Raw genomic sequence first — 25,193 nt, 5'->3', positions numbered from 1 at the left:
TACCGGGCGGATTGCGGACTTACACCGGTTAGAAACGTGCGCCGCCAGGCGCACTGCAAAAAATCCTACATCCGAGGGAATGTCCCTAAGATGTAGGATTTTTCTTTGCACCCGCTTGAAGGTGTCGCTCAAAATTTACTTGTTTTCGCAAATCCCTAAGTTGCACCACCTCTCAGCGGCGTTTACTTTTGCATTGCTCCGGAAGGTCTTTTGACCACGGAAGCAGCGTATCCAGTTTTAAATTATCGATAGTTCTGTCTTCCGCAATCAGCTTCGGTATCTCTTCCAGTAAATATTGAAGATAGTAATAAGGATTTAGATTATTCAACTTGGCGGTTTCTGTGATGCTATACACGATTGCACTTGCTTGTGCACCTTTAATCGAATTACAAAAAATCCAATTCTTTTTTCCGACACAAAAAGTTCGAAGGCTTCGTTTAGATGCTGAATTATCAATTGGTACGTCTCCATTTTCTAAAAACACCTTTAGGTACTTTTCCTGATTGACACTATAGTTAAGTCCAGCAGCTGTTTTCCCTTTCGGTAAACAGCTCGTATCGGACAATCTCTCTTTTATCCATGTGAAATACTCCTCAACCAATGGTTTGATTGTGGCTTGTCTTTCTACCAGCCGTTCTTCTGCCGGTATGTCCGATAGCGTTCCCTCCAGTTTATAGATGCTACTGATTCGAGCCAGTGCCTGATAAGCAATGGAGCGTTTTACTACATCCGGATTGCTCTTTCCCAATGCTTTTACAGCATCTGCATAATCTCGCCTTGCGTGAGCCATGCAATTCGCATTTGTAAATCCTTCAAGCTCCCTGTCGAGTTTATGGTATTGGCTCAATCCATCTGTAACCACGACGCCTTTGTAATTCTTGAAGAATTCTTTGGGATGCTCGCTGTTACGAGTCTTTTGATACTTATACAGGGCAATCGGAGTCTCTTTGTAGAATTCTCCACTCCGAAATACCCACATGTAGCTTGGAGTTCCGGCACTGCGATCATCACGAATGACATCTACCGGTGTTTCATCTGCCTGGGCTACAGGGAATTCTAAAAGTTTTTCACGTAGTCTCTGGTACAACGGTTCAAAGTAACGCTCTGAACATTTAATAATCCAATCCGACATAGTCTGACGGGATAGATGGACATCATTTCGTTCAAACTCCGCTTCAATGCGAGCAACCGGTATGGAATTCACATACTTTGCATTCATGATTGCTGCGCCAAGTGATGGTGTTAAAATACTGTTTCGAAGAAGGTCTTTCGGACGTGTTCCACGCAGAAATTCATCCTGATGTTCTCCGCCGGTTCCAACATAAACATGTACTCGATGTCGTTCCACCGTCCATGATGCCGGTTCATAACGTAGTCGCTTGTATTCCTCGACTGTCATTTTTCTCCAACAGCCTTCGCCGAATAGTGCATCCAGCTTTTCCATGGGCACATCATGTTCCTGCAGTTCTTCAGGGAAATCCTGAAGATCTAAATCTCTCTTACCCTTTTGTTTCTTCGCACGTGGCTTTTTTTGTAATACTTCCTCAATGTCCGGCTCTTCGGCATTTTCCTCCGAGAGATACTCTGCCTCGTTAAAAAGGAGAGCTGTCCATCCATAGTATCTAACTTTTCCGTATGGCGACCAAACCTTTGCTGATTTGCAATCCGCACCTGCTCAATCAGCTTTTCGAGATTTTCATTCATCGTTTCCATTTGCCCTTGTAAAGAAGAAACCAAAAATACAAGCTCTTGTTTACTGAACTGATTCAATTCTTCAGCTGTGTACTTTTGACCCATGAATGTTCACCCCTTTCCTGTTTTTTATTATACTCTAAAACATAGAAAACAGCGAATTTCACGATACTGAATATTCGTCATTGTGCCTATAGATAAGACCTCAACAGACTGCAATAAACGCTCCATATGTAGAGGTGTCAAAGTACGAGAATGTCCCTTTTTAGTGGTATGAAACAAAGAGATTTGCACTGCTATAATCCGTTTTACAGTGCGAATCTTCGTTTCTATTCTCTCGGAAAAGAGCCTGAAAATTTCTCTGTTTTGCATAAAACTTTATGCTATTTTAGAAGGATTGACTTCCTTAATCTTTGGATTAACTGGATTTAGCCCAAGCATTAGATGGTGGAATTGTTCTTCTGTTAATTCAACCGCTTCCTCTTGTGTACGTGGCCATGAAAGAGAGCCGTCTTCGAATCTTTTATAGAGTAACAAAAAACCATTCCCCATCCAAAGTAGCCCCTTCATGCGATCTGACCTTCTGCCACAGAACAAAAACAAGGTGCCCTTTTCGAATGGATTCAGGTCATATCGGGCGCCAACAATCTGAGCAATCCGTTGATTCCTTTTCGTAAATCAACAAAACCACATGCGATTACGACACGGCGAATACCGGCTACATCTTCAAGCATGATGCACCGCCTGTAGAAGTTGATTAAGAAGTCGCTCTGATATCGAATCAGATAATGCAACTGTTATCTTTTGTGTCTTCACAATCGCTGCCGGTTGAAAAGAAGTAGATGACTCCTGCCTAAACGATAACGGAATCTCTGAAAAGGAAATGTTGGCATCGGGTTGTACCGCTGGTATTGCTGTTGGTGAATTCAATTTTTCATATACTTCTTGTCGGACTTTTCGTTGCCAGTAATAATAAGACTTCTCAGGTATTTCCCGGTCTGCAAGCCATTGCTTTGCTGATTGATTTCTCGGGCGACCTTGACACTGTTCAACAATCGTTTTCCAGTGCATAAGGCGCATTTCATGTGTAATTTTATCCATCGCAATCCTCCTCGAAAAAACTGTTAGTTTTTGGAATTTTTTCAAGTATGCCACAAAACTCAGAAAACTACTAGGCGGATGATTTGACGTTTACCAATTTTCACACAAACGACCATTTAAAAGCATTAAAAAAGAGCAATCATTTGACTACTCTTTGTCTTTCATAAAACTAAAATGGCAGAGCCTATATTTATTAAAGATCCTGGATATCTACTTCATAAGCACGTACCCAGGACCTCTTTTTATAATTGTTTTTCTACTTATTGTTCCTTCTCTACTAATCCAGATAATCTTTTATCTAAAGCAAACAGTATTAGAGCTGAAACAAATGCCACTATAGCAATTACAATGCAGGCTGATGAAAATTTAAAATTGCCTCCGAAAGCAAACTCATAAACATTGCCATAGCTTTTTCCAGCGATAAATGTGGCGATTCCCCATACAGATATCATGACTCCTAAATAACGGCTAGGCGAATACTTACTAATGAATGAATGTCCAAGTGGTGAGAAGAACATTTCTCCTAGTGTTAATAAGAATGCGAATATTATTAGTAATAAAACGCTTGGTTTTCCATTTCCTCGAGTTATTTCAATCACTGCAAAGAATACGTACCCAAGCCCAAGTATCCCTATTCCTAATCCAGTTTTTCTAAATAAGCTCATATCCCCTTGTGGCCTTGCAGCTAAAACTGTCCACAGTTTTGCCGTAATCGGCCCAAGTATTACACAGAATATTGAATTCGCCGCATCAAACCATGTAGCCGGAACTTCGTATCCCGCTACTACCCAATTCATATTTTCTGCCCAGTGATAATATACTGGAAGATATGCTAAATACCAGAATATCCAGAAAACGATTGAAAATGCCGACACCAATACAATTGCTCCAATACGTTTTTTCTCAATTGTAGTCATTGGCATTTTCTTTAATTCTTTATCTAATGCCTTTTGTTTTGCTTCTTCTTCTAGCTCTTCTTCCGTCTTTTCCATTTTAAACGGTTTTTTACCTACGTCTCCCATAAACCTTGTAGCAATCATAAACCAAACCGCTCCCACAAACATGGCAAGTGCAGCTAACTTAAAGCATGGAGCAAACCCTAAAACACCATCTTTCGCAAATACATCTTTATAAAGGATCCCAACTAAGAAGGTTCCAATGAACGCCCCAACATTAACTAAAGTGTAGCGTATAGAAAAAGCTGAATCCATTTTGCTGTTGTCTCCAATGATTCTTCCGATAAGAGGCGCAGTCCTAAATAAACCAAGGCCTAAACTTACGCATACAATCATAGCATATATCATACCAGGACCTTTGGCTAACGCTCCCATGTAATAGCCTATTCCGACCAGCACCATACCTATAGGAGTAGTATATCTTGCCCCGATAAATCTATCTACAATTACTCCTCCTAGTACCGGCCCTAAATATGCAAACGCTGTCAAGTTCGCTTGTAATTTAGCCCCAACCGAATCGCTTAACCCTAATCCACCATTTACTACCGCAGTTGTTACAAAAATCAATATTAGAGATCTTCCTAAATAATATGCAAGCCTCTCGAATATTTCTGTGCCCGCACACATCCAAAATCCCAACGGGTATTTTCTTTCTTTAGTCTTCATTTTAATTCCCTCCTACTCGACTTCTCTTGTAAATTTCTCAAGCCATACCTTCTCTTCTTCATCTAAAAATGGTGATATTTTTTCAAATACCAATTTGTGATAATCATTTAGTAGTGTTTTATCTTCTTGTGTCATTATTTTTGGTTCTATTGCTTCTATATCAAAGGGTATGTATGTAATTGGCTCTAGATACATGAATTGGCCATATTCATTCTTTTCCCCATTACATACAAGTAATTCATTTTCCAAGCGCACTCCATGAGAACCTTCATAATAGATTCCCGGCTCATTTGTTATTACCATTCCCGCTTCTAATTGATGAGATTCATGACTTCTAAAATTCCATCTAAAACCCGATGGCCCCTCGTGTATTCCAAGAAGGTATCCCACACCATGTCCTGTACCATGGTTAAAATTAATGTTACGATCCCAAAACGGCTTTCGAGCTAAGATATCTAAAACCATTCCCGTTGAGCCATATAAAAATTTAGCACTAGCAAGACGCAAGTTACTTACGGCAACTAAAGTGAAGTCTTCCTTTTTATCCTGGCTTACCTCTCCCAAAGCATAAGTTCTTGTAATATCCGTTGAGCCTTCTAAAAATCCCGCTCCTGTATCTGCCAAGAAAAAATTACCCGCTTCTAATACTACATCTGTTTTTGGGCTTGATTCATAATGTGGACTTGCACTATGGGGACCATACGCGCATATAGGTGCAAAACTTGGCCTAATATAGTTCTTTTGCTCATTTCTTAATTCATCCAGCTTCGCAGAGGCACTTAATTCAGTAATATCACCCTTTTCATAATTTTCCTTAAGCCATTTCATGAATTTAACATAGCATACGCTATCCTTGATCTGTGCTTGCCTGATATTTTCAACTTCTACCTCATTTTTCATAGACTTAAATAATATTTCAGGATTGTTTTCTTCAACTTTCTCAACCCCTCTAGGAATATTATTGAAAGTCGCGTAATTAATTTTTGCAGGGTCAAGCATTACACTTTTGCCTTCCGCAATATTTTTTACAGCTTCATAAAAAGAGTTATAAGGGTGCAAGAAAATGTTTTCTTTTTTTAACTTCTCTTTCATTCGTGAATCTAGCTTCTTTTCATCAATATACAAATCCATATGTCCCATATAAATAATTCCATATGATAGTACAAGCGGGAAAAATTCAATATCGTTTCCTCTAATATTTAATGTCCAACAAATATCATCTATTGTGTTTAAAATATGAGCATCTGCCTTGTTCTCTGACATTTTCTTACGAATACGTTTTAGCTTAGACGAAACAGATTCACCAGTGTATTTCTCATCTAACGCAAATGCTACTTCTTCACTGATTGGTGGGCGATTTTCCCATACTTTATCCACCAAATCTTGGCCACTTACAATATGGCCTTTCTTGTTTTGAACTATTTTTTCATATTCAAGGCCTTCACTCATAGATACTACTCGGCCATCAAAGCCTAATTTTTCGCCTTCTTTAAGCTTAGTCTCCAGATATTCATTAATTGTAGGTACTCCAGGTTCTCCCATTTTAAAAAGTGTTATCGGCGCTCCCTTGATTTGGTTAGCAGCTTGAATAAAATATCTGCCATCCACCCAAAGTCCTACCTCTTCACGAGAAACAACTATCGTTCCAGCAGAGCCTGTAAATCCTGTCATAAACTTCCTAGCTTTGAAATACTCACCTACATACTCACTTTGATGAAAATCAGCAGTAGGAACAATGTAGAAATCAATTTCTGCTTCTTTCATAAGCTCTCGCAGTTTCCGAATGCGATCCGCAACTTCCAACATATCTTATCTCCTTTTCTTTTATTGTTGATTGTTAACAATTTACATTAAACTATATCGTATGTCAATGCTTTATAGTGATTTTTCATTAATTAATATTGTTTTTACTAGGAGTGTTTACCATTCAATTTTACTGTGCTAAAATAAATTTGTTGATATTTCCAAATACACAGTAAAGGGACGATGATATGGGGGAAATAAAATATCGCACTCTCCGTGAAAGCGTTGTTGATGCGATCCGCGAAAAAATAATTAGTCACGAACTAGAGCCTGGTATGCGAATTATTGAGCAAGAAATTTCCGAAGAATTTGGCGTTAGTAGGGGGCCGATTCGTGAAGCCTTTCGACAACTTGAACAAGAAGGGCTAGTTGAATACACCCGTAATATGGGTTGTTCAGTCAAAGAAATCACCTTAGAAGATGTGTTTGAAGCATATCTTCTACGTGGGACATACGAATTAATTGCCGTTAAATCATTTAATGGAATTATTCCTGACAGTGCTCTTAAAGAAATGAAACGCATATTACGTTTAATGGAAACTATGAATGAGGACAGTTTTAACGATATTATCACTTATGACAATTTGTTTCATGGAGCAATGATTAAAGAGACCGGTATGCCTCGCTTAATTAAGGCGTGGAACGATTTAGATTATGCAACTATTCTAAGTTGTTCAGTAGAGACACAAGATAGTAAAACTCTTGCAGGATGGCAATATAAAGTTCATAGCAAATTATATGATGTATATCGCAGCAACGATACAACTGCTATTTGTGAAGTTATTGCTGATCACTATATGAATTCCATTAAACGTAGATTAGATTCTAGTAATGTATCTGAATCTGATTTTAAATTTCCTCTAGACATTTTAGAAACACTATTTGCTAGGTAAGATAGTTAAAGTCTTGTTTGCCATATTCCATACTATATGGAAATTCGTTATATGATAGCTTTTTATTTTCAAATAAACTAGAAATAGCCAAGATCAGAAAACTTCTGTGCTTGGCTATTTTTTGAGAGTGTGAAACTTTTTAAAGCCATGGCCAGTAAGACTATATCTGACCATGGCTAATATAAAATCATGATATTTACAAATAACTCTCTTCTCTGACTTACATATTATATAAATCGTTTCTTTATAACATTTGCTCACGATTACTCCCCTTTATTTTGGAGACCTCTCTTTTAAACACCTCCATATTCCCTACGGGCAATACGTCTTCCTCTAACATACTGTAGTAAGGCATATTTCCCCTACCAATAATAATGTGGTCCAATAGTTCTATGCCAAGTAGCTTTCCTGATAGGCCTATCCGTTCTGTGAGTTTTATATCCTCTTTACTGGGGGTAGGATCTCCTGAGGGGTGGTTATGGCAACAGACAATACTAGCTGCGTTGCTTAAGATGCTGGCTTTAAAGAGCTCTCGCATCTCAATCACAGCGGAATTTATTGTGCCCATGCTTACAAAGTTCAAATTGATAACGTCACACTTAGTTGAAAGATTCACTACACACATCACTTCCCGGTCATAAGTAGATAACTCCTGTTTCAAAAAATCTACCACCGCTTGTGGGCTGTTAACAGGCGCATCGCTATAATAGGTCTTTTCTTTTATTAGGCGGACCGCTACTAAATCTAATTCATTGTTCATCGTCATCATCACTCCTTTCTAGTTCCACGATTAATACCTGATTATCTACCAGTTTTTCAATGCGTTCTCTCAGTTCCTTTTCATTTACTACTTCTAGTTCTTTCATGACTTCTCCTTTCTTTGACAGTTATTTTCTCTCCTATTCCTGTTTCCGTTCCTAATAGTTCAAAATGTTCTTCCATATCTTTTCCGTATGCTTCAACTGGGTACCCTAAGACACGTACGTCTAATAATTCCTCGCGATTTAAAACCGCCTGATAGAATTTCCCGTCTTTACTTTTCTTTAGCCGGTCCTTTGGTAGCTCCATGGTTGTGCGCTCCCCTCTTCCTGGTACTAGAAACTCGAGGCTATAAGCGGTCTCGCTTACTCGGTCACGGACAGGAAAAGAAACTTCAAAGGCGCCTTCTTTCTTCCGCTCTGCTTGATAAAGCTCTGCCACTTTTAGTCGTTTGGCTTCCGCAAGGTCTCTTCGTTCTTCTGGTGATAGCTTTTCTAGCTGCAAGAATTCTTCTCGCTCAAATGCCAGATAAATATCCTTCCCTAGTCTACGTTCAAGTATCTGTCCCTCTTTAGATAAAATCGGATATTCGTCGGTAGGCTCTAGTAAAAGCAAAAAGTCCTCTCCCTGATTTATAACCTCATCACTGGGAATCGCAATCAGATGTCCTTCTTCTTTCGGATGCTTAAACAAGAGATGGGCAAAACGTTCTTCTAGCTCCTGGTTTTTCACATACTCTTCCTGCTTAACAAGGTACTTAAGGGCTGTCGGCACATTGGACTTTTTTTTAGTATTTAAATGTTTTGCTACCTCTTCCTTAATTGCCTGCTTATCCTTCTCCGGTGCCGACTTAAAGTAGTCTTCCATCTTGATGGCCCCGGCCATTAACTCTTCATGGGCTTTAAAGTAGGCGTTTAGCTTCGGGCTATCGGAGGCACTGCTGTAAAACTGAGTGAAATTATCCTCTAAATTAAAGTCAAATAGCTGGGAAAAGGTAATTCCTCTCTTGGTCAGTTCTTCTTTTACGCTACTTAGTTCTTTTTCATTTGTTACCTTTACCTGAAACACTACCGCTTGGTCTCCCATTAGGGCTTGCTTTTCCATTAGCTTATCTAAAGTCATTTCCCCATACTTTAAGCGCATGTTTTGTTGGCGCTTGGTCAGTGCCAGCCGCATGAAAAACTGAATGACTTCTACACTTACTTTTCCTAAAATGAAGGCTCCATGCCCTGCAAGACTTACAATCTGCATGGTATCGCTTACATCACTCATTGCTCTTTGCTCCTTTCTTTTTCATCACTAAATAAGCCCGGAAGCATCCAAGCTCCCGGGCCTCTCTTTATAAGCTGTGTTCTTTTAGTGGTAAGAAGGATTCTCTTACTGAATGAAGCTTCTTTTCCCTACTATCGTAGGCATAGATATGATCGCTTAAGCGATCCTCCACGTCTACTTGAGTCGCATTAATTTCCCGCACCATTTCACCTAGCTCGGCCGCTGGTGGTGCTCCTTCTTTACGGATACAAATCGTTTCATGCAAGGACGAAGGTAAAATGTAATAATCCCCGCCTAGTACTGCCGAAACCTGTTCCATAATGTCTGGACGTAATAGCGCTGTGGCGCCATTTACTTTCGGTTCATTGGTTAAGACAAACATGCCCTCATTCTCGTGCATCTCTTTATTAAGCAGGTTTTGGGGTGCTCCGTTTCCCATCATTTCACCAATAATGTCTTCCATGCTATATAGTCGAAAGTCATTAAAGTTATGGGTATTGGAAATAGCCATGTCATAGACTTCGTTAAAGTCCACGTTCCAAGCATCTAGTAGTTCATAGGTAACCTTCATAAATCCCCGCTGCTCTTCACTATTTATCATAGGGATTCTACAAAAGGCTGATAAATCATCCATTTCCACATAAGGGATTTCATTTAACATCTCCTGATTCTTGGCCGTGTTGACTACGCAAAGAGTAAGTTCATTCTTGATCTGATTAAAGGAGAAGATATTCTCGAGGTGGATCTGTCCGCGCATAGCACGGTTCTCTTCATAGATGCCCACAAGTTCATCAATAACCCTGTCCATATCTTTGCTACCGTCTTGAACGTCTTCATAAAATTCTTCTAAGTAGATAATCGGCGCCACCTTACTATCTTCTGGTTTAATAATGATACCTTGGCGATTAACATCATTTACTTTTAGAACGCTATTTAGTTGAACCTGAACATCTAGCCCATTGGTTTCAAAATGCGCCTGTAACCTTTCTTCTACCTCTTTTGCAAACTGATTAAACATGCTTCTTTCCCCCTTTGCGGTTCTTTTTTCTTAGGTTTTGATAATAAGCCTCTAGATTTGACTTTCTCTTTTCACTGGTGTTTTCCTTCTTGATTTCAATTAAAATCATATGTATCCTCCATTTCGGTTAATAGGTTTAAAGCAAAAGCCATATTTTCTGCTGGTAGCTCTGGCTTTGCAATCTGCTTTAGTTTCTGGAAGGGAATCTTTTTTAAAGAAACTCTTCCTAGAACCTCCATTTGTTCTTTAGAAAAGGCGCCACTAATCACGTAATCCAATAAATCCTCTGGAGTCTTTATCACCTGTTCTTTGGTAGGCTCTTCCTTAGCTAGCCATTTCTCCTTTTTCTCATATTTCTCGTCGTAAGCCCCTTTTAAGAAAAGTAGCATCTGGGCTTCCGTCTTACTTTTGCTTTTTGAAAAATCATAGGTCAGAAAAGACTCCCTACTTATTTCGTATAACTCCACTGACTCGCCGCTCTTTTGACAACGCTCATAATAGGTTCTACTTTTTTCTCCTAGAGGGGTAAACCCTTCTGTCAGTTCCTTGGTTACCAGTCGGTCCTCTTCTCTTTCAATCTGAATCTCTTGAGAAAAGGTGCCAAAGGCTACAATCTGGCTCCGGATCTTCTTATGCTTACCGTAGTAGTCCCACTTCTTATCCTTTACAGAATACTCTCCTTTTATCCGGACTAGGCATTCATCCTTAAGCATAGAAACTTCTTCTGGCAAGATTAGCCGTCGCCCCATTACATCGTAGTTGGCATTACTCGATCCATGACTACCTTTGCTTTCTCCCTGGCTTCGTTTTTCAATGGTCTTTTCTCCTGCCTGCTCGCTCATGTGCTTATGAGACGAGGGTTCATTACCACCTAAGAACACTACGGTATCGCAGTTCCCATAGACCCCTTCCCACTTATCTTCTCGGTAAGCAACCTTCAGCTGGGCTAAGGATTGTAGAAGAATGGCACAATAGATATCCCGACTACGACAAGTGGCTAGGATCTTTTCAAAGGCGGCGGGCATCTTGATATTGGCGAATTCGTCTAACCACAGGCCCACCGGTATGGGGCACTTACCACCGTTTAGCCTGGCTTGTCGGTAGAGCTCCTGAAAGAGCTGGGTATAGAGTAACCCTGGAATAAAGTTATAGGTATCGTCGTCATCGGGGATACAACAAAAGAGACTGGTTTTGATATCTGTATTTCCATGAAATCCCGCTGCTAGGGATGGTAAATCAATATCATCCCCATCAAGAATCCGCAGTAGCTCCTCATTATCAAAGGGATCAAACCTTGCATTAGCGGATACGATAATACTACGAACGGTGTCGCCTGCTCCTCTTACGCAGCGCCTATAGCTACGAACGGCCGGATGGTTTTCTCCTTTTTCTCTTGCCAGCTTATTCATTCTGACATCGAGAGGCGATTTAACCTCAGGGTCATGATTTACCTTTGCTTCGTTTAGTAGATGAAGCACACTGCGAAAGGTACGGTCTAAATACACGTTTTCAATTACCCCATTTTCTAGCCGGCGATGTTCCTTTCGGGGGCACTCTGTCCAGACGTAAAAGAAGATACTGGATAAATACATCTTTTCCGCTTTTTCCCAAAAGGGGTCTGAGTGATTGGCATTCTCTTGGGTGGTGTTTGCCATTAAGTTGGTGACAAGCTTATTCACGTCACTGGCTTTCCTTAGATACCGGAAAGGGTTATACCGGCAAGACTGGTTCATGTCTACAAGATTTAGCGATAGCACGCGCCTTCCCATAGACATAAGATAATTGCCACACTCCTCAGCTAACGTTCCTTTCGGATCCGTATATACGTTACTGCCGTAGTTGGCTAGAAGATTCGGAATGACTACATAGGCTGTTTTCCCTGAGCCAGAGCCCCCAATGACCAGTAGGTTATTATTAAGCTTGGTGTGTTTCGTATCGTAAGAAACCCGCAAGCTTTCTGACAGAACACGGTTTTCTGACCCGGGGCGTTTGTAAGAAAAACACAAAAAATGACAAGTCACCAGACTTGCCAAACGACGATTTATTTTCTTTATGCTGCCCCACTTACTAGTACCATGCTCTTCTCCGATGCGTAAGTCATGAAGTGTAGAGTAATGCCAAAGAGCTGCTAAGAACCAGACAAAGAGAGCAACACCCAGACAATGCATACTTTTGTCATTCCAGCAGGACTTTTCTAACGGATGGGTTAAGAGTTGTAGCGCTATCTTATCGTAGGTTTCAAGATTCACTCCTGGTACCATAAATAGTCCGGATAAGCAATACGCTACATACAAAAAGAATATAAGGATGATGATCCAGCTAATCCCCCAACTGACCTTTTGCCGTTTACTTGGTGGCATTTATCTCACTCCCTTCTTTCTCACCTCCTTTCACAAACATGCCTATAACTTGTTTCATGTGGCTCGCCTCTATCTCTGGACTGGCTAGCTTTAGTAAGATGTTTCTTTTAATTCCTGCATGATAGGCTTCTGTTAAGAGGCTCATCTGTTCAAGGGAAAACCCTGGGGTCACAAGGACCTCTAAAAACCAATCAGGTAGAGACTCCCGCTTCCTACAAAAGAAAAGGCTCTGTCGTTTTCTTCTGGGCGTTTCTTCCCTTTCTGTTCTCGCCCTTTCAAGGACTTGGTTTCTAGACTCTAAAGCACTTAGCTGTTCTTTTAAATGATTACATTTTCTTTCGTAGTCCTGAACTCTTAGGCTCTCCTCTCCCTTTTGCCGGTCGCTAAGTAATAGCTGCTCTTTCAAGACTTTATTCTCAGCAGCGGTTACTTGCAGCTCTTCTTTTAACTGAGTATTCTCTAACTCCAACCGCTGGGTGATCTGGTCAAAGAAGCTCTGCTGAGTATCGATTCTGGTTTCCAAAAGAGATAATTGGGCATGAATCTTCTGGATATAAGCACCATTAACAACCTCTGGATTTTTAACACCTGCCTTACTGTTAAAATACTGAATCTTAGATTCGAGCATGGCTTCCGGGCTTTTGCTTTTTAAGGCAATCTTTTCTAAGATATAGGACTTAGGAATCCCTTCTTCGATGGCTACACGAATCGCCTGCATCTGCAAGGAACTATAATCACTGGTTGCATAAAGCAGTATCTGCTCTTCGCTTAGCCCATGCTCAAAACCGGTACGGATTTCTCGCTTAATGGCTTCTCGCTCTTCCTCTGACTTTCCTTTAAACAGGTTGCCTTTGGTTTTAAGAAACCGACCGGCTTCCGTTTTTACTTCAACCATAGGCTTATTCCCTGACGGAGGTTGCGGTTCGGTAGCTCAATATCCTTTTCTCTTTTCGTTGCCCTTTCTACTTCTTTTACCTGATCCTTAATTGCTTCTTTCTTTGCTGAGAGCTCTTCTACGTATTTTATGTACTCTGACGTGAGCCCTCGTTCCTCAATAAACTTCTCCATAGATACAATTCTGTCTTGAATCCTTCTGATTAAATCTTCTAATTCTTTCGTTGTCGCCATAACTTCTCCTTTCACCTAACACGTTCCTTTTCCACCTTCCACTCCTTAAACAGACTTTCCTCGCTTACCGAATAAGTGTCACTAATAAACCGGATGGTCCGAAGCTCCTTCCTCACTTCCTTTAGCTTTTGCAAGCACTCTTTCTTTTGCTCCTCACCTCCTTCCTTCTTAAGCTGCCGGTAGTCTGCATTCAGCATTTTCTTTTTTAATTCAAAGCTTTCTTTTAGCTGTATAAGCTGCTCTCGTGTTTGGATTTTATATTTATCGGTTAATTGCAGACTGTCCATGTGCTTATCTAGCTCCTTTACGTCCTTCCGGTACTTCCAAGGCTTTATCTTTGGATAGGTAGCAAACAAACGATTATTCCAGCTACAGAGGAAGATACACTTTCGGTAATAATAGGCAGGTAGTCTAAGCAGGCGTTTTCCATAATACCGGGAATGCAAAAGCTCCCGGTACGTACTAACGTCCGAGAGCATCTCCTCAATGTCCTTTAATAATTCCTTGTTATCAATTTGCTTCTTTATATCCTCCACACTGTAGCCTGCGCCTAATCGGTAGTTTCGCCTAGCTTTTCCCATCCCTTCACACTGGATAGAAAAGTAGGGACCATACTGGCTACTATTTCCTTCTCGAATCTGATAACCATTATCCCTTAATATCTTTAAAAATTCATTATAGTCCCCTGCTGCCTGCATCGCCTCTTGAAGGTTTTGGCGGATAAGGTTGTCCCAGCTCTTGTGACCTTGCTTCTTTTGCCACTTCTCTTTTCCTGTAGTGCGCCTATTTAATCGCCCCTCTTTATCCTGAAGAGTAATATAACTTAAACCGTTCGCGATACAGATGCCATTAAGAATCGGCAGCATGTCCTTTTCCCAGTCACCGGCTTTGTAATGGTATTTATAACCATTCCTGGAAAGGCTGTTAAATAGGATGTGACTATGCTTGTGTTCCTGATCGTCATGAGTGGCAAATACGATATCGTAGCGGTCCCCTAGGTAGCGGTCTACAAACTGGCCCGTTAGCTCATGGGCTACTTCTGCCGTTACTTCCCCTGGGGGAAAAGAAAGGACAAAGTGATAAGCCACTCTGCCCCAGTTCTTTCCAAAAAACTCTTTCGTTTCTATCATTAATTCATAAATCTCATCTGCAGTGATTCCAGCATTGCCGCCAATGAGTAATCCGCCTTTGGTCTTTTCCCCATTATGCCCCTGTTGCATATCTAGAATATAGAGAATGGCACCATAGAGACCGGCGGATGGGTTTCGACCGCTACCTTCTTTAAGGTGGTCTAGTTTGATGATTGCCATTAGGAGAGTCCCCTTTCTCTTCTAAAATCATGTAACATTAACTTTAGTATTAGTGCATTTTCATACTCTTTTTTAAAAACATTTACATTATAACCTTTCATCTCTGGTATAGATGCAATATGTATCGAATCCTTGTATTTATCTCTTTCTTCCCAATTACAAATGACATAATCTATAAATGAGTCCTTTTCCAATTCAGTTTCAAATATTAGAATAACTGAAAAGAAATTATCGCGCGCTATTTTTGCTTCATAAGACCACTCATTATGATAAAGAAATTCACTTAATTTATATTTGAACGACCCTTTAACCATATACCTGTATGGAATATCCCAACTATAATATTCATTAAAACAAATCCCATCTATATCTGGGCAAGGGGTCATGTATACACCACCATTTAGCGCTACACCATCAACTTCAATTAAAAGAGTTTGATGATAATAAACTTTAATGTCTTTCCAATATGGTCTGCTTTTATATTGAGAAAAAAGATAATAGGTATATCCATCGCGCCCATCGGCAGCGTCATCATACACTAATGTATATTCCGGAAAACGCTTATAATACTTTTGCATTTCTCCGTTCGGACCATTTACCCAAGCATTTGGTTCCTCTAAAAATGACTCAATTCGCTCAATTGGAGTTTGAATTAAGCCAAATCTTTTTTTCCAAAGCCACTCTATTTTATCAATATCTGCTGAAGAATTAAGTGGTGTATTTGTGTCTTGAATCCTTGTGTAGATTTGATTTGCAAATACTCCCTTGTATGCTTCTTTCAAATAAAACGGCGTTTTATTACTATTCTTTATAACAATTATGTCAATACATGACCTTGCGTATTCTATCGTTTCTACATGGACAATCGGTCTCATATCACCGGCAAACTTTTTGTTCTTTAGGAAATCAACTAATTTTTGGGTATTTTTTCTATTTGGGTCTCCTAATACATCCTTAAAATCAAAATCATTTTCTTCATCTACGCCGATTATAATATAGCAATCTCTATTAGCTAAGTTGTTGGCCATGCTAATGATATCATGTAATAAATTGGGTAGATGTTGTTTATCATACCATTCTCTTTTAAAGTCCCAATAATCACCCTCTTGTTCTAGTGCGATTAAATTCTCTATCTCTTGTTTTAAATTGCCCATATTAGACTTCTCCCCAGTAAGTTCTAAAGTGCTCCCCTGCATTATTTGCTTCAAATATTTGCCGTACTTTGCTTATTATCGCATCTTCGTCTTTACCATTTAGATCTGCCTCCAAATCATCAATAGAGTGAGAGTTAACATTGAATAACTTCTGAGACTCTGCGTCATTTTTATATAAATCATCTATTCCATTGAATTTTTGATAAGTTTCAAATATTCGCCTTATAGGATTTATCATAAAATCGGGTTTATGCTCTTCATATAAAAATTTAACCTCCCTCCAAAGAGCATCATAATTGGTCTTAATATCATCCCTCTCAGACGTGATTAACTCTATAGATGATTTGTTTCCAACTCTTTTCAAATGAAACGTGGTTTTATTATATGTATCCTTTTTAGAATTTCGCCACCAGTTATATCTTGCATTAAGATAAAAATGAGTACAATGGGTCAATATAAATATCTGATCATCTCTTATATCCTTTATTAATTTTTGTATTTCTGTAATGATTAAATACTGTACTGTATCATCATTACTATTCATTGGATCATCAAACACGATTATCTTTGGTTTTGAATCTGTTTGCCTCGCCTTTTCTAGATTATTCAGAAACCAAAGAAAAGCGACTATATTTTTTTCTCCAGTACTTAATGTTCCGATATTTCGAACAGTACCATCATAACTTTTTACTTGATACTGCCCTCGTTGCTCAGACTCTATTCCTTCCAAGGTAAACGACTGATTTCCTAGTGATTTTATAGCTTCATTAATTCTTTTTTCTGCCACTGTTTCGTCGATAGTTTGTGACAAAAGTGCTAGGAGTTCCTTTTTTGCCTCTTCTCTCTTCCCACTCTGCATCTCATACTTACTTTTTGCCTCATTAAGAAGTGACTCAGTTTTCTTTAGCTCATTCACCTTCTGTTGATAATCAAATTCTTTAAGCCTTTTTGACACTTCATGTTGACGGAGCATGTCCTTCGCCTCTTTTATTTTTGAGTCTAAGGTTTCTCCATATTTTAAGTTTTTCTTATACAGACTTAAATAGATTTTCTCAACTTCTGAGTAAGTTGAAGGTTTCGATAACACAAGAGCTTTTTGAGAAATGAAAATATCTTTCTGACGTTCTTTAAGCGCACTTTCTATCTCTTCCAAGAAACGTGTATGCTCTTTCGTCACACTATCAATTTGATCATTTATTGTGGGAATCTCACCATGAAAATCGGGGTAAAAACTCGACTTTTCAACCCGCTTCTGTTGACTTAACGCGTTCTTCATAATGGAAATATTTTCTAACAGATTACGAATTTTGCTTTCTATCGTTTTCACTTCTTCACTAAAAAAACTATTCAAATCATCTAGGCGCGTCGCTTCAATCTTATTACCACAAAATAAACATATTTCTTCATTTTCATTACCGTAAAAATTCAAACCTTCACGAACCCAATTCATTTTCTCAGTACTTTCAAACTTTAGAATAGCCGATTTTACCACCTCAGTAGTCAAAATCTCATTTACCTCATCTACAAGACTGTCAACCTCTAGAGCCTCAAACTTCATTTTTTCTGAAGCCTCTATGGATGTCTGCTCAAATTGAGTTTTGTATTTAAATAATTCTTCCTTTGATAATTCTTCAGCACTCTTCACATCCTCTTTAAAGTTATTTTTATTGTAGTTAGGTCCAGTAAGTTCAACATACTCCCGTTTAATCTCACTCGCTGATGCCGAAAAAAAGCGATCAATTACACCAATCAAATGATTATAATTTAACTGCTCTTTCGAATATATAGTAAATGTATTTTCTATACTATCATTACGCTCTTTAAGATCATCATCCAACTTCTCTATATCCTTCTTCTTTTCACTAATAAGTGGTTGAAGCTTAACATTTTGTATACCAAGCGCTATTGTATTCAACCCGTTGTTTTCTTCAATAATTCGATTAAATCCCTGAAATATGTGAAGATCATAATTATCTTCACACTGAGTGCTAATCGCTTCTGTAATACTGCTTTTTCCTGTTCCGTTCTTGCCATAAAAAAAATTTTTTGCTTTTAAATTAGAAATCTCAGTATCATTGAATCTATCTGTTTGTAAAGTAATCTTGCTAAGCATTTTCTCCCACCTTTAAATCAAATAGAGGCCACATTGATTTCTAAGTTAATCCATCTTTACAAATTAACTTTCTCTCTGCAACCCCTAGATATATTTTTTAACTCTTTTTCTAACGTTTCAATCTTAACCAATACTACCTTAAAATGTTTCTGATTGTCAACGTCCAGCGTTCTCATATACTCTTCACAAATAACTCTCAATTTGCAAAATTGATATCGCAAATCTCGAAATTGTATCTGATAATCATTCATCACTTCTTCATTTGTCCTCCTAATCAACAAACGAATATATGCGCTAAGACCACCATAGCTAAGCGCTTTCTCAAGCAGCTGATTATAGGATCTCTCATCTAACCTAATTGTAATGCTTTTATTTTTTCGGTTAACTTTTGCCTCCATACATCGCCTCCTTTTATACTTGCAGATAATTTACGCGCTTTGCCCAAGAGGATGCCCGCTCAATATGAGAGAACGTTTTTATGATTTAAACAAGATACGCATTATGTAATACAAAGGCATCTTGCTAGGGGGATGCCCCCTAATACCCCCATGCTAGCCAAATAAATGGCCTAGCGCTCTCCTGCATAGTAACCAAAGACGTACTCTTTCGCTTGCACATCATACAGTCCTTCTATTCTTGACTGCTCTTCATTATCAAGGGTTAGATAGAACCGGCGTACTTTAATAACCTCGTCGTAAGCATCTTTACCCTCAATCATCACTTCTGTATACTCACCGTAATAGTCTGCGCCTCGAATATACTGCTCTAACTCACTTTTAAACTCATTCAGGCTTGGTTCATCTTTTAAAAATGATAAAAGCACTAAGCCTGAATAATGGATTTCCTCTACTTCTGGATCTGACACTATTACGGGTGTTTCTTGTAACGCCTCAATCTTCGATTGCCGCTCCCGTTGCTTTTCTAAATTCTTTGTTCGATTACTGTTGATACGATTTATCATAGCTCCAATAATAAGAGCAAATGCTACCATGACTACAATAAGCCCTACTAAGATCTTTAGAATAAAGCATTTCTTCTTTCTACGAATCTCCCATTCCTTCATCGGCATCATTCTCCTTTCCTCATGAGATATCGCAAGCTCTTTTCTAACATTCTTCCTCACCTGCTTTCTTTCCACTATAATCCATAAGTTTCACCTGAATCTTATCCTTATTCACTACTTGTCGCATAAAGCGGTCGGCATTTCGCTTCTCTAAAAATCCAGCGATTAACCGATACCTTGGATTCTCTGCAACTCCTATATCCATATCATATGTTTGAACCTCGTAGACAACGTAGGGAAATAATAGCTTTCCCATAGGTCCACCCCCTTTATATTTCTGATAAAACTCCATCGCATATTTATATCGTTTCTCCATTGCCGGTATGCCGGCTCTTTCAAAGGCTTTCTCAAAAGCTAGTGTTGCTTTGTTTACATCAGTCATTGATTTAAAACCAGCTAAACCGCCATAGTCTCGGTTTAGAATAAAAGTTGTTGTCGCATCACCGCCATTTAATTCAAAGTATAAATGTTCTAGCTGAGGTTCGATGGTATCCCAGGTGGTCCCCATACTTGTAGCTCGGCTTTCTAAGTTCTTGAAACGATTGGACCCTACTGTCCACTGCGCAATTCCTCTTCCAGGTCCCCCGCCCTGTTGATAACACTTCGGGTCTAGACCAGACTCTTGCTTTAGATTTCCCATAATCCCAGCAGCACTCTCTGGACTAAACCCTTTGCTTATTAAAAAGTTCCAAGTGATTTCCTCGTTCGTTTCTCCTTCAAAGTCGCTAAACTCTTCCGGATAGTTAGGAACACAATAACCAGAAATACCACCGTAAGATAAGGGATATGTTCGCGTTGCCACAATGTCACCCGTATTCCCCTCAATGGTTATTACTTGATTGCCTTTTACGTACTGAACGATACCGATATGACTCATGCCGTTTTCAAAGATGATTAAATCTCCTGCCTTTGGTGTGTATCCATCTTTTTTCATGTAGAGATTTCGCTTATCATACCAGCTTCTATACTGAGCAACAGAAGCGCTCTTTGGGAATATCTCCTTTTCTATGTAGTCGCACTGGTCAGCACACCAGCTGACAAAACAAGCGCACCATTCTTCTCGCTTCTTAAACCCAAACCAAGACCAGTACTTATCGCCGCCTTTCTGATCCCCTTCTTTTTCTTCGGCTAAAGCTACCTCTACAAATCTTTTTCCCCCATCGCTTTGCCTTGCACTTGCAATTACCAGCAGCAAGAGACTCGCTGATAGCATAACCACTACTAATACCGCCAAGAATACTGGAACCACTGCCGCCATGGCGAACTTTGCTTTCGGTCCTGCCACCATGGCAATACCTTCTCCCACTCCGCCAGTAGCACTTGCTGCCTTTTTAAAGTCATCTGCCATCATTTTCTCAATGACTTCTTCGCGTCCGAGTTCTACTTGGCGCTCTTTCTTAATGTTATCCATAGCAACTAACTTAGTAGCCGACTTAGCAATCGTCGCTTCTACGTGACTTATGTCATCAGGTCTTGGGTAGTCCGCTATTTTATTGACCGTAGCTGTCTGATTCGTAACCTCTTCACCAGTTGGAAAACCCTTACTTGATGGCTTTTGATTCTTTCTTAAATAGTTCTCCGTAGCCTTTTCTAGATACTGCTGTTTTTTTCTGGTGTTAAGTCTATTCCACTGACGTCTCTCCTTCTTATTTAGATACTTCTGAGGTTGATAGCCCTTTCTGATAAATAGTAACTTTTGAGCGGATTTGCTATTGAATTTCTCTTCTTCAAACAACTTCATCACAGCACCTCTCGTAGTTTTGCGATACTGGCTTCTCCGTTTCTATCTATTTGATCCCTCTCCTTAGCATCACGCATGCAAGCCTCTTCCTTTTTCTTAGCAATCAACTCTTTTAGTTCCTTCATGCGCTTTTGCTTTTGCCTACTTTCCTTCGGATCTGTAGTAAAGAGCCAGTAAAGGATATTATCTTGGTCGATTCGAGCATCAAAAATGACTTTCGTATTCCCAAATTTCATAAGACCCATCCCTTTATGCTTAGCATCCACATACTGCATTTCGGTATCTGTTAAGTCAATAATCTCCGGTAAGTCCTGCCGGTCTGTTTTCGATAAGGAGAGGATTCCGATTACATCCGAATTGGCAACCATGGTTTTGGCCTGCTTACTCATAATAGAGTCGCTGATGTTCTGGGTAATACCAGTAGTAATACCGCCATCTTTTCTCGCTACCTTCCATAACTTCTCCCAGGCAAGCGCGAACTCTGGGTCATCAAAGACTACGTGTAGCTCATCCCCGTAGACCCTCGTCGCCTTATGGTTGCGTTTATTGTAAGTAAGCCTTGTAGTCATCAACTCGGTAATAATCATCATGGAAGGTTTCTTTAGCGTTTCTCCTAAGTCCCGAATACCAAAGACTACCATTCGACTATTGATATCTACGTTGCTTTTATGGGCAAAGACATTGGATGAACCACTTACATATAGCTCAAAGGCGTCCAAGATATCCCCAGCCTTTTCTCTTGGCTCTTCCGCTAAAAAGCGTTGGTATTCTAGGAACGTTGGCTCTTCCATAATTCCCTGTTCATCAAAGATACGAAAGACTTCCTCATACAAGCGACGTACCGAGCGGTCGATATAGGTGGCTTCGTTTCCCTCTAAGGTTTTCTTTTTGATATAAGGGAATAAGCGCTGCATGAACACTCCCTTATCTGAAATGAAACCTTCTCGTAGGGACTCATCAAGGTATACGTCTTCAGGTATCCACAAGGGATTGATATGGGTTTCTGTGCGATTGCTAAAGTTAATTACTTGGCCTCCGTAAAACTCGCAGATATCAAAATACTCATTGGCCGGATCGAGTATTAGTACATCATCATAGGTATAATTTAGTACCTGGACGATTTCCAATTTTACAAAAAAAGACTTTCCACTCCCCGGCGGCGCATAGATAAAGCCGTTCCCATTCTTAAGATTCTTCTTATTGGCGAAGATTAGCGTTTTGGACCCTTGGTTTATGCCATAAAAGGCTGAACTACTACTTCTATCATTTAACTCCGCCACGTGATATGGACAAAAGGCGGTAATACTACTTACCTTCATGGGGCGAAGCACCGGTACTAGCCTTGTCGCCGTTGGAAGCATCGTCTGAAAGGCTTCTACTTGCTGTCCTCTTAAAAACTCTAGTTCCACATCTTCCATCGCTGCTTGTTGCTTAACTCGCTCTACTCGGCTATCTAACTCTTCCTGGCACTTTCCTTCTACATATATGAGCAGAGAGGTATAAAAATACACCTCATCATTTAGATGGGCGTTCTCCAGTTCTTCCGATATCTCTTGTTTTTGCTGGCGCTTATCCCAACTAGGATCTGTTAGAAATGCTCCTCGCTGATTATTCTGCTGTTGTTGGCGATCGATGCTGCCTTCAATGTTCATAAGCTTTCGACTTAGCATTTCCTTTGTATCGGATTTACTAAGAGGTGAAAAATCCATTGTAGCGATAACTGGAAAGTTAAGCCCTTTTACAAACTTCGTAAGGAAACCATCGGGAAGAGATTCTGGGTATTCTCTCGCAAGTAGTACACAACCATAACGCGCATCTAGACGTAACTGCTTTTTCTCAATCTCCATTGTGAGTGGCGCTAGTATATGTCTAAAGTAATCTCGTTCCTCTCGTAATTTTTCCCATGTAAGCGAAAAACGCTCCTCTTCCAATGGCCGATAAATACTCTTTAAGATTTGCAAGCGGTTAATCCCATCAACTGGTATCAGCTCACTTTCTAGTTGATAGAAATAGGGAACAATACTGGTCTCTAGGTTATTGAAGAAGAGAACTGCCTCTTCCATGTTTTGTTTTACACAAGAAAGAATTAGGTAGTACTGGTAATCGATGCGGTTATTTCCTAGCTTCCTCTTTTTCCCAATCACTTCGTTTAAGGCCTCATTTGTTAGTACGTAAATCGGACCCTCGTGAAGCGGTTCTCGCCGGCTTTCCTGCTCTACTGTTTCCTGTGGGCGTTCAATCCCTGATACCATCACTTTAAAAGCCACCTTCATCCCTCGAAGGATCTCCATCCAGACCTGCAGTACTTTCCGCTTCCCTTCATCATCTTCTAAGTCAAAGTTGATGTCTGTAAAGCGATACATCTTATCAAAAACCATCCCCTCTTTATTATCTGGTTCTATCTGAAACACACCATTTTCAGATATCTTTTCTATCGGTATGTAGGAGCCTGTGTCTGTAGGGTAAGCATTCTTCCGAATCTGATACACTGGCACACTACACTTTTTATAACTTTTAAACGTTCGTTTTCCCATCTCGTTTATCACCTTGATTCCTTCCTTTTCTTGACCATCTTTTCGTTCTCTTCCGCTTGATAAGCCCTTCATAGCGAATATCCTTTTCTCTCGTAAACTCCTTTGAAGCATAGTGAATCGTTGGCGTAAACTTTAGGCGCCAACTTCGTTTCGCTAGCTCAATAAACCCTACTCCCATACGACTAGCCGGGAAGAAGCCAATCAGACCCACTAAGATATCTAGAGGCAAGATGATATAAATCCCTAAGAGAACGTGAATATCAAATAGAAATAGACAGCTGAGGACACCGCCTAAGTTTAAAAACAGTAGCAGCCCTAAGCTAATGGTTTCTCGCTTATTTAACCCACGAAAGAAATCATCTTTGTATTGCTCAAAGTCTCGATTTATTTCAATTTTCATCCTAACTTTCCTCCTAATGCATCCCTAAGAATTTTCTAAATATAGCACCTGACCCTCTGACTGCACTACTCATAAGCACCATCTTAAATGCTGGTTCGATAATAGACATCAGCGTATCCACCACCCCTGAACCTGGAAATAGCGGGATTGCCATAATCGGTACACAAATCCCGATCGCTAGGATCATAAATGAAGCCTCTAAGATAACTGCTAGAAACTCTTGAAACCAGCTGCTAGCAGTTCTTGATAGCTCCCGACCACCCGCAATGGTCGCAATGGCCAGTGCACCTGTTGGTGCAGCAAAGATAATCTTTATGATTCTCTGAAATACCGATAAGCAGATAGAACCTCCACAGGTCAGTGCTGCGATAAAAAATAGAATTCCAATAATAGTACCGGCAAACATAAGACTGCCACTTTTTAAATACTCTGAGGATGGTGCTAAGTGACCATATGCGCTACCAGTGGCGAATCCCATGCGACTAATAATCATCCTCGATAACGCCTGGCCCGACTGAAACATTGCCATAATAAACGGCTTTAACCCTACGATGACCGCTTGGCATATGCCTAAGCGAATCAAAATGAAAATAAGACTTTCTAGCTGGATGATTTGCCGGTAATCACTAACATCCCGGTATAGTCCCAGAAAGAAGAAGGTTACTACTAGTGCTGAACCCACTGCAAGAAAAAGAGGATAGATGTTATCCATTACAACCGCCCATAAATTGGCATCGATTTCCTCTGGTGTTTTCACCAGAAAGGCTAACGAGATATCCACAAAGGCATTCCAAACATCACATCCTAATTGGTATAGCATATGGCCATTGATTAAGTTTTGAATAAAGCTCATTCACAACCTCCTTAATACCCCATAAGTGCGAGTAAAGTAGAAATGCCAACCAACAGTCCGCCAGCAGCAATCTTAAACGCTGCGGTCTTTAATCCTCCTGTATTATGATCTCCCCAACTTGTCACCAGATCGACAACTCCTAGGATTAGCACAATCGTACCAATACCTACAACCACCGCAATCAGTACGGTTTTTATCACATCAATAGGCTTTGTGATTGCCCCGACATCTATAGCAGCAAAACTAGGTATGGTTAGAATAAGGGAAAGCGTTAGTGCTTCCACTACCGCTAATACTCCTTTTGTCTTCGCTCCATATCTTTTATATTTATTTCTCTTCATTTTTCGTTTCCTCCAATTAAAAAGCCACCTTCTTGG

The 25,193-nt window shown here is 39.9% G+C and carries 23 protein-coding genes; 1 reads left to right on the top strand and 22 read right to left on the bottom strand.

What is annotated here, in order from left to right:
- Positions 1–172 precede the first annotated feature (172 nt).
- The 6 genes from tnpC to NHH16_RS04980 form a co-directional block, all read right to left on the bottom strand.
- Positions 173–1,450: an IS66 family transposase gene (gene tnpC, locus NHH16_RS05005; protein ID WP_262064799.1), complete on the bottom strand. Its 1,278-nt coding sequence runs from the start codon at positions 1,448–1,450 to the stop codon at positions 173–175.
- A 38-nt stretch (positions 1,451–1,488) separates the two neighbouring features.
- The gene (locus NHH16_RS05000) at positions 1,489–1,797 is read right to left on the bottom strand and encodes a hypothetical protein (protein ID WP_262064798.1); all 309 of its coding nucleotides are present in this window, start codon (positions 1,795–1,797) and stop codon (positions 1,489–1,491) included.
- A 273-nt stretch (positions 1,798–2,070) separates the two neighbouring features.
- Entirely contained in the window at positions 2,071–2,349 is a 279-nt protein-coding gene (tnpB, locus tag NHH16_RS04995; RefSeq protein WP_262064851.1) for an IS66 family insertion sequence element accessory protein TnpB, read from the bottom strand.
- A gap of 69 nt (positions 2,350–2,418) precedes the next feature.
- Positions 2,419–2,793 carry an IS66 family insertion sequence element accessory protein TnpB gene (locus tag NHH16_RS04990; RefSeq protein ID WP_262064797.1) on the bottom strand — a complete coding sequence of 125 codons (375 nt, stop codon included), beginning with the start codon at positions 2,791–2,793 and terminating at the stop codon, positions 2,419–2,421.
- A 260-nt stretch (positions 2,794–3,053) separates the two neighbouring features.
- Complete coding sequence (locus NHH16_RS04985) at positions 3,054–4,415, bottom strand: peptide MFS transporter (RefSeq protein ID WP_262064796.1); 1,362 nt, start codon at positions 4,413–4,415, stop codon at positions 3,054–3,056.
- 12 nt (positions 4,416–4,427) lie between these two features.
- On the bottom strand, positions 4,428–6,218 hold the full coding sequence (locus tag NHH16_RS04980; RefSeq protein ID WP_262064850.1) for an aminopeptidase P family N-terminal domain-containing protein: 1,791 nt from the start codon (positions 6,216–6,218) through the stop codon (positions 4,428–4,430).
- 188 nt (positions 6,219–6,406) lie between these two features.
- Between NHH16_RS04980 and NHH16_RS04975 the strand changes: the two genes are divergently transcribed.
- Positions 6,407–7,111 (top strand): GntR family transcriptional regulator, encoded by a 705-nt coding sequence (locus NHH16_RS04975; RefSeq protein WP_262064795.1) that lies wholly within the window; start codon positions 6,407–6,409, stop codon positions 7,109–7,111.
- A gap of 244 nt (positions 7,112–7,355) precedes the next feature.
- Here the strand turns inward: NHH16_RS04975 and NHH16_RS04970 are convergent, their stop codons facing one another.
- The 16 genes from NHH16_RS04970 to NHH16_RS04895 form a co-directional block, all read right to left on the bottom strand.
- A complete protein-coding gene (locus NHH16_RS04970) occupies positions 7,356–7,871 on the bottom strand; it encodes a JAB domain-containing protein (protein ID WP_262064794.1) in 516 nt (171 codons plus the stop codon).
- Between the two features lie 80 nt (positions 7,872–7,951).
- Entirely contained in the window at positions 7,952–9,142 is a 1,191-nt protein-coding gene (locus NHH16_RS04965; RefSeq protein WP_262064793.1) for a hypothetical protein, read from the bottom strand.
- Between the two features lie 67 nt (positions 9,143–9,209).
- Positions 9,210–10,160, bottom strand: a complete 951-nt coding sequence (locus tag NHH16_RS04960) for a DUF5688 family protein (protein ID WP_262064792.1) — start codon at positions 10,158–10,160, stop codon at positions 9,210–9,212.
- 95 nt (positions 10,161–10,255) lie between these two features.
- Positions 10,256–12,520 (bottom strand): VirD4-like conjugal transfer protein, CD1115 family, encoded by a 2,265-nt coding sequence (locus tag NHH16_RS04955; protein WP_262064791.1) that lies wholly within the window; start codon positions 12,518–12,520, stop codon positions 10,256–10,258.
- Positions 12,507–13,415 (bottom strand): hypothetical protein, encoded by a 909-nt coding sequence (locus tag NHH16_RS04950; protein WP_262064790.1) that lies wholly within the window; start codon positions 13,413–13,415, stop codon positions 12,507–12,509. Before NHH16_RS04950 ends, NHH16_RS04955 begins: the two co-directional genes overlap by 14 nt.
- Entirely contained in the window at positions 13,403–13,648 is a 246-nt protein-coding gene (locus tag NHH16_RS04945) for a hypothetical protein (RefSeq protein ID WP_262064789.1), read from the bottom strand. Before NHH16_RS04945 ends, NHH16_RS04950 begins: the two co-directional genes overlap by 13 nt.
- 11 nt (positions 13,649–13,659) lie before the next feature.
- A complete protein-coding gene (locus NHH16_RS04940; RefSeq protein WP_262064788.1) occupies positions 13,660–14,958 on the bottom strand; it encodes a relaxase/mobilization nuclease domain-containing protein in 1,299 nt (432 codons plus the stop codon).
- Positions 14,958–16,112, bottom strand: a complete 1,155-nt coding sequence (locus tag NHH16_RS04935; RefSeq protein WP_262064787.1) for an ATP-binding protein — start codon at positions 16,110–16,112, stop codon at positions 14,958–14,960. Before NHH16_RS04935 ends, NHH16_RS04940 begins: the two co-directional genes overlap by 1 nt.
- A 1-nt stretch (position 16,113) precedes the next feature.
- The gene (locus NHH16_RS04930; protein WP_262068484.1) at positions 16,114–18,225 is read right to left on the bottom strand and encodes an AAA family ATPase; all 2,112 of its coding nucleotides are present in this window, start codon (positions 18,223–18,225) and stop codon (positions 16,114–16,116) included.
- A gap of 56 nt (positions 18,226–18,281) precedes the next feature.
- Positions 18,282–18,623: a hypothetical protein gene (locus tag NHH16_RS04925; protein WP_262064785.1), complete on the bottom strand. Its 342-nt coding sequence runs from the start codon at positions 18,621–18,623 to the stop codon at positions 18,282–18,284.
- Between the two features lie 170 nt (positions 18,624–18,793).
- Positions 18,794–19,288, bottom strand: a complete 495-nt coding sequence (locus NHH16_RS04920; RefSeq protein ID WP_262068483.1) for a hypothetical protein — start codon at positions 19,286–19,288, stop codon at positions 18,794–18,796.
- Positions 19,289–19,331: 43 nt separating this feature from the next.
- On the bottom strand, positions 19,332–21,029 hold the full coding sequence (locus NHH16_RS04915; RefSeq protein WP_262064783.1) for a phage tail tip lysozyme: 1,698 nt from the start codon (positions 21,027–21,029) through the stop codon (positions 19,332–19,334).
- Positions 21,029–23,635 (bottom strand): VirB4-like conjugal transfer ATPase, CD1110 family, encoded by a 2,607-nt coding sequence (locus NHH16_RS04910; protein ID WP_262064782.1) that lies wholly within the window; start codon positions 23,633–23,635, stop codon positions 21,029–21,031. The genes NHH16_RS04915 and NHH16_RS04910 overlap by 1 nt, the downstream gene beginning before the upstream one ends.
- Positions 23,544–23,963, bottom strand: a complete 420-nt coding sequence (locus NHH16_RS04905) for a PrgI family mobile element protein (protein WP_262064781.1) — start codon at positions 23,961–23,963, stop codon at positions 23,544–23,546. Before NHH16_RS04905 ends, NHH16_RS04910 begins: the two co-directional genes overlap by 92 nt.
- Positions 23,964–23,976: 13 nt before the next feature.
- Entirely contained in the window at positions 23,977–24,816 is an 840-nt protein-coding gene (locus tag NHH16_RS04900) for a hypothetical protein (RefSeq protein ID WP_262064780.1), read from the bottom strand.
- Positions 24,817–24,827: 11 nt separating this feature from the next.
- Entirely contained in the window at positions 24,828–25,157 is a 330-nt protein-coding gene (locus tag NHH16_RS04895) for a hypothetical protein (RefSeq protein ID WP_262064779.1), read from the bottom strand.
- Positions 25,158–25,193 lie beyond the last annotated feature (36 nt).

This window comes from Ohessyouella blattaphilus, from assembly GCF_024721265.1.
Taxonomy (GTDB): domain Bacteria; phylum Bacillota; class Clostridia; order Lachnospirales; family Lachnospiraceae; genus Aequitasia; species Aequitasia blattaphilus_A.
This window is presented reverse-complemented; position numbering and strand designations above follow the sequence as displayed.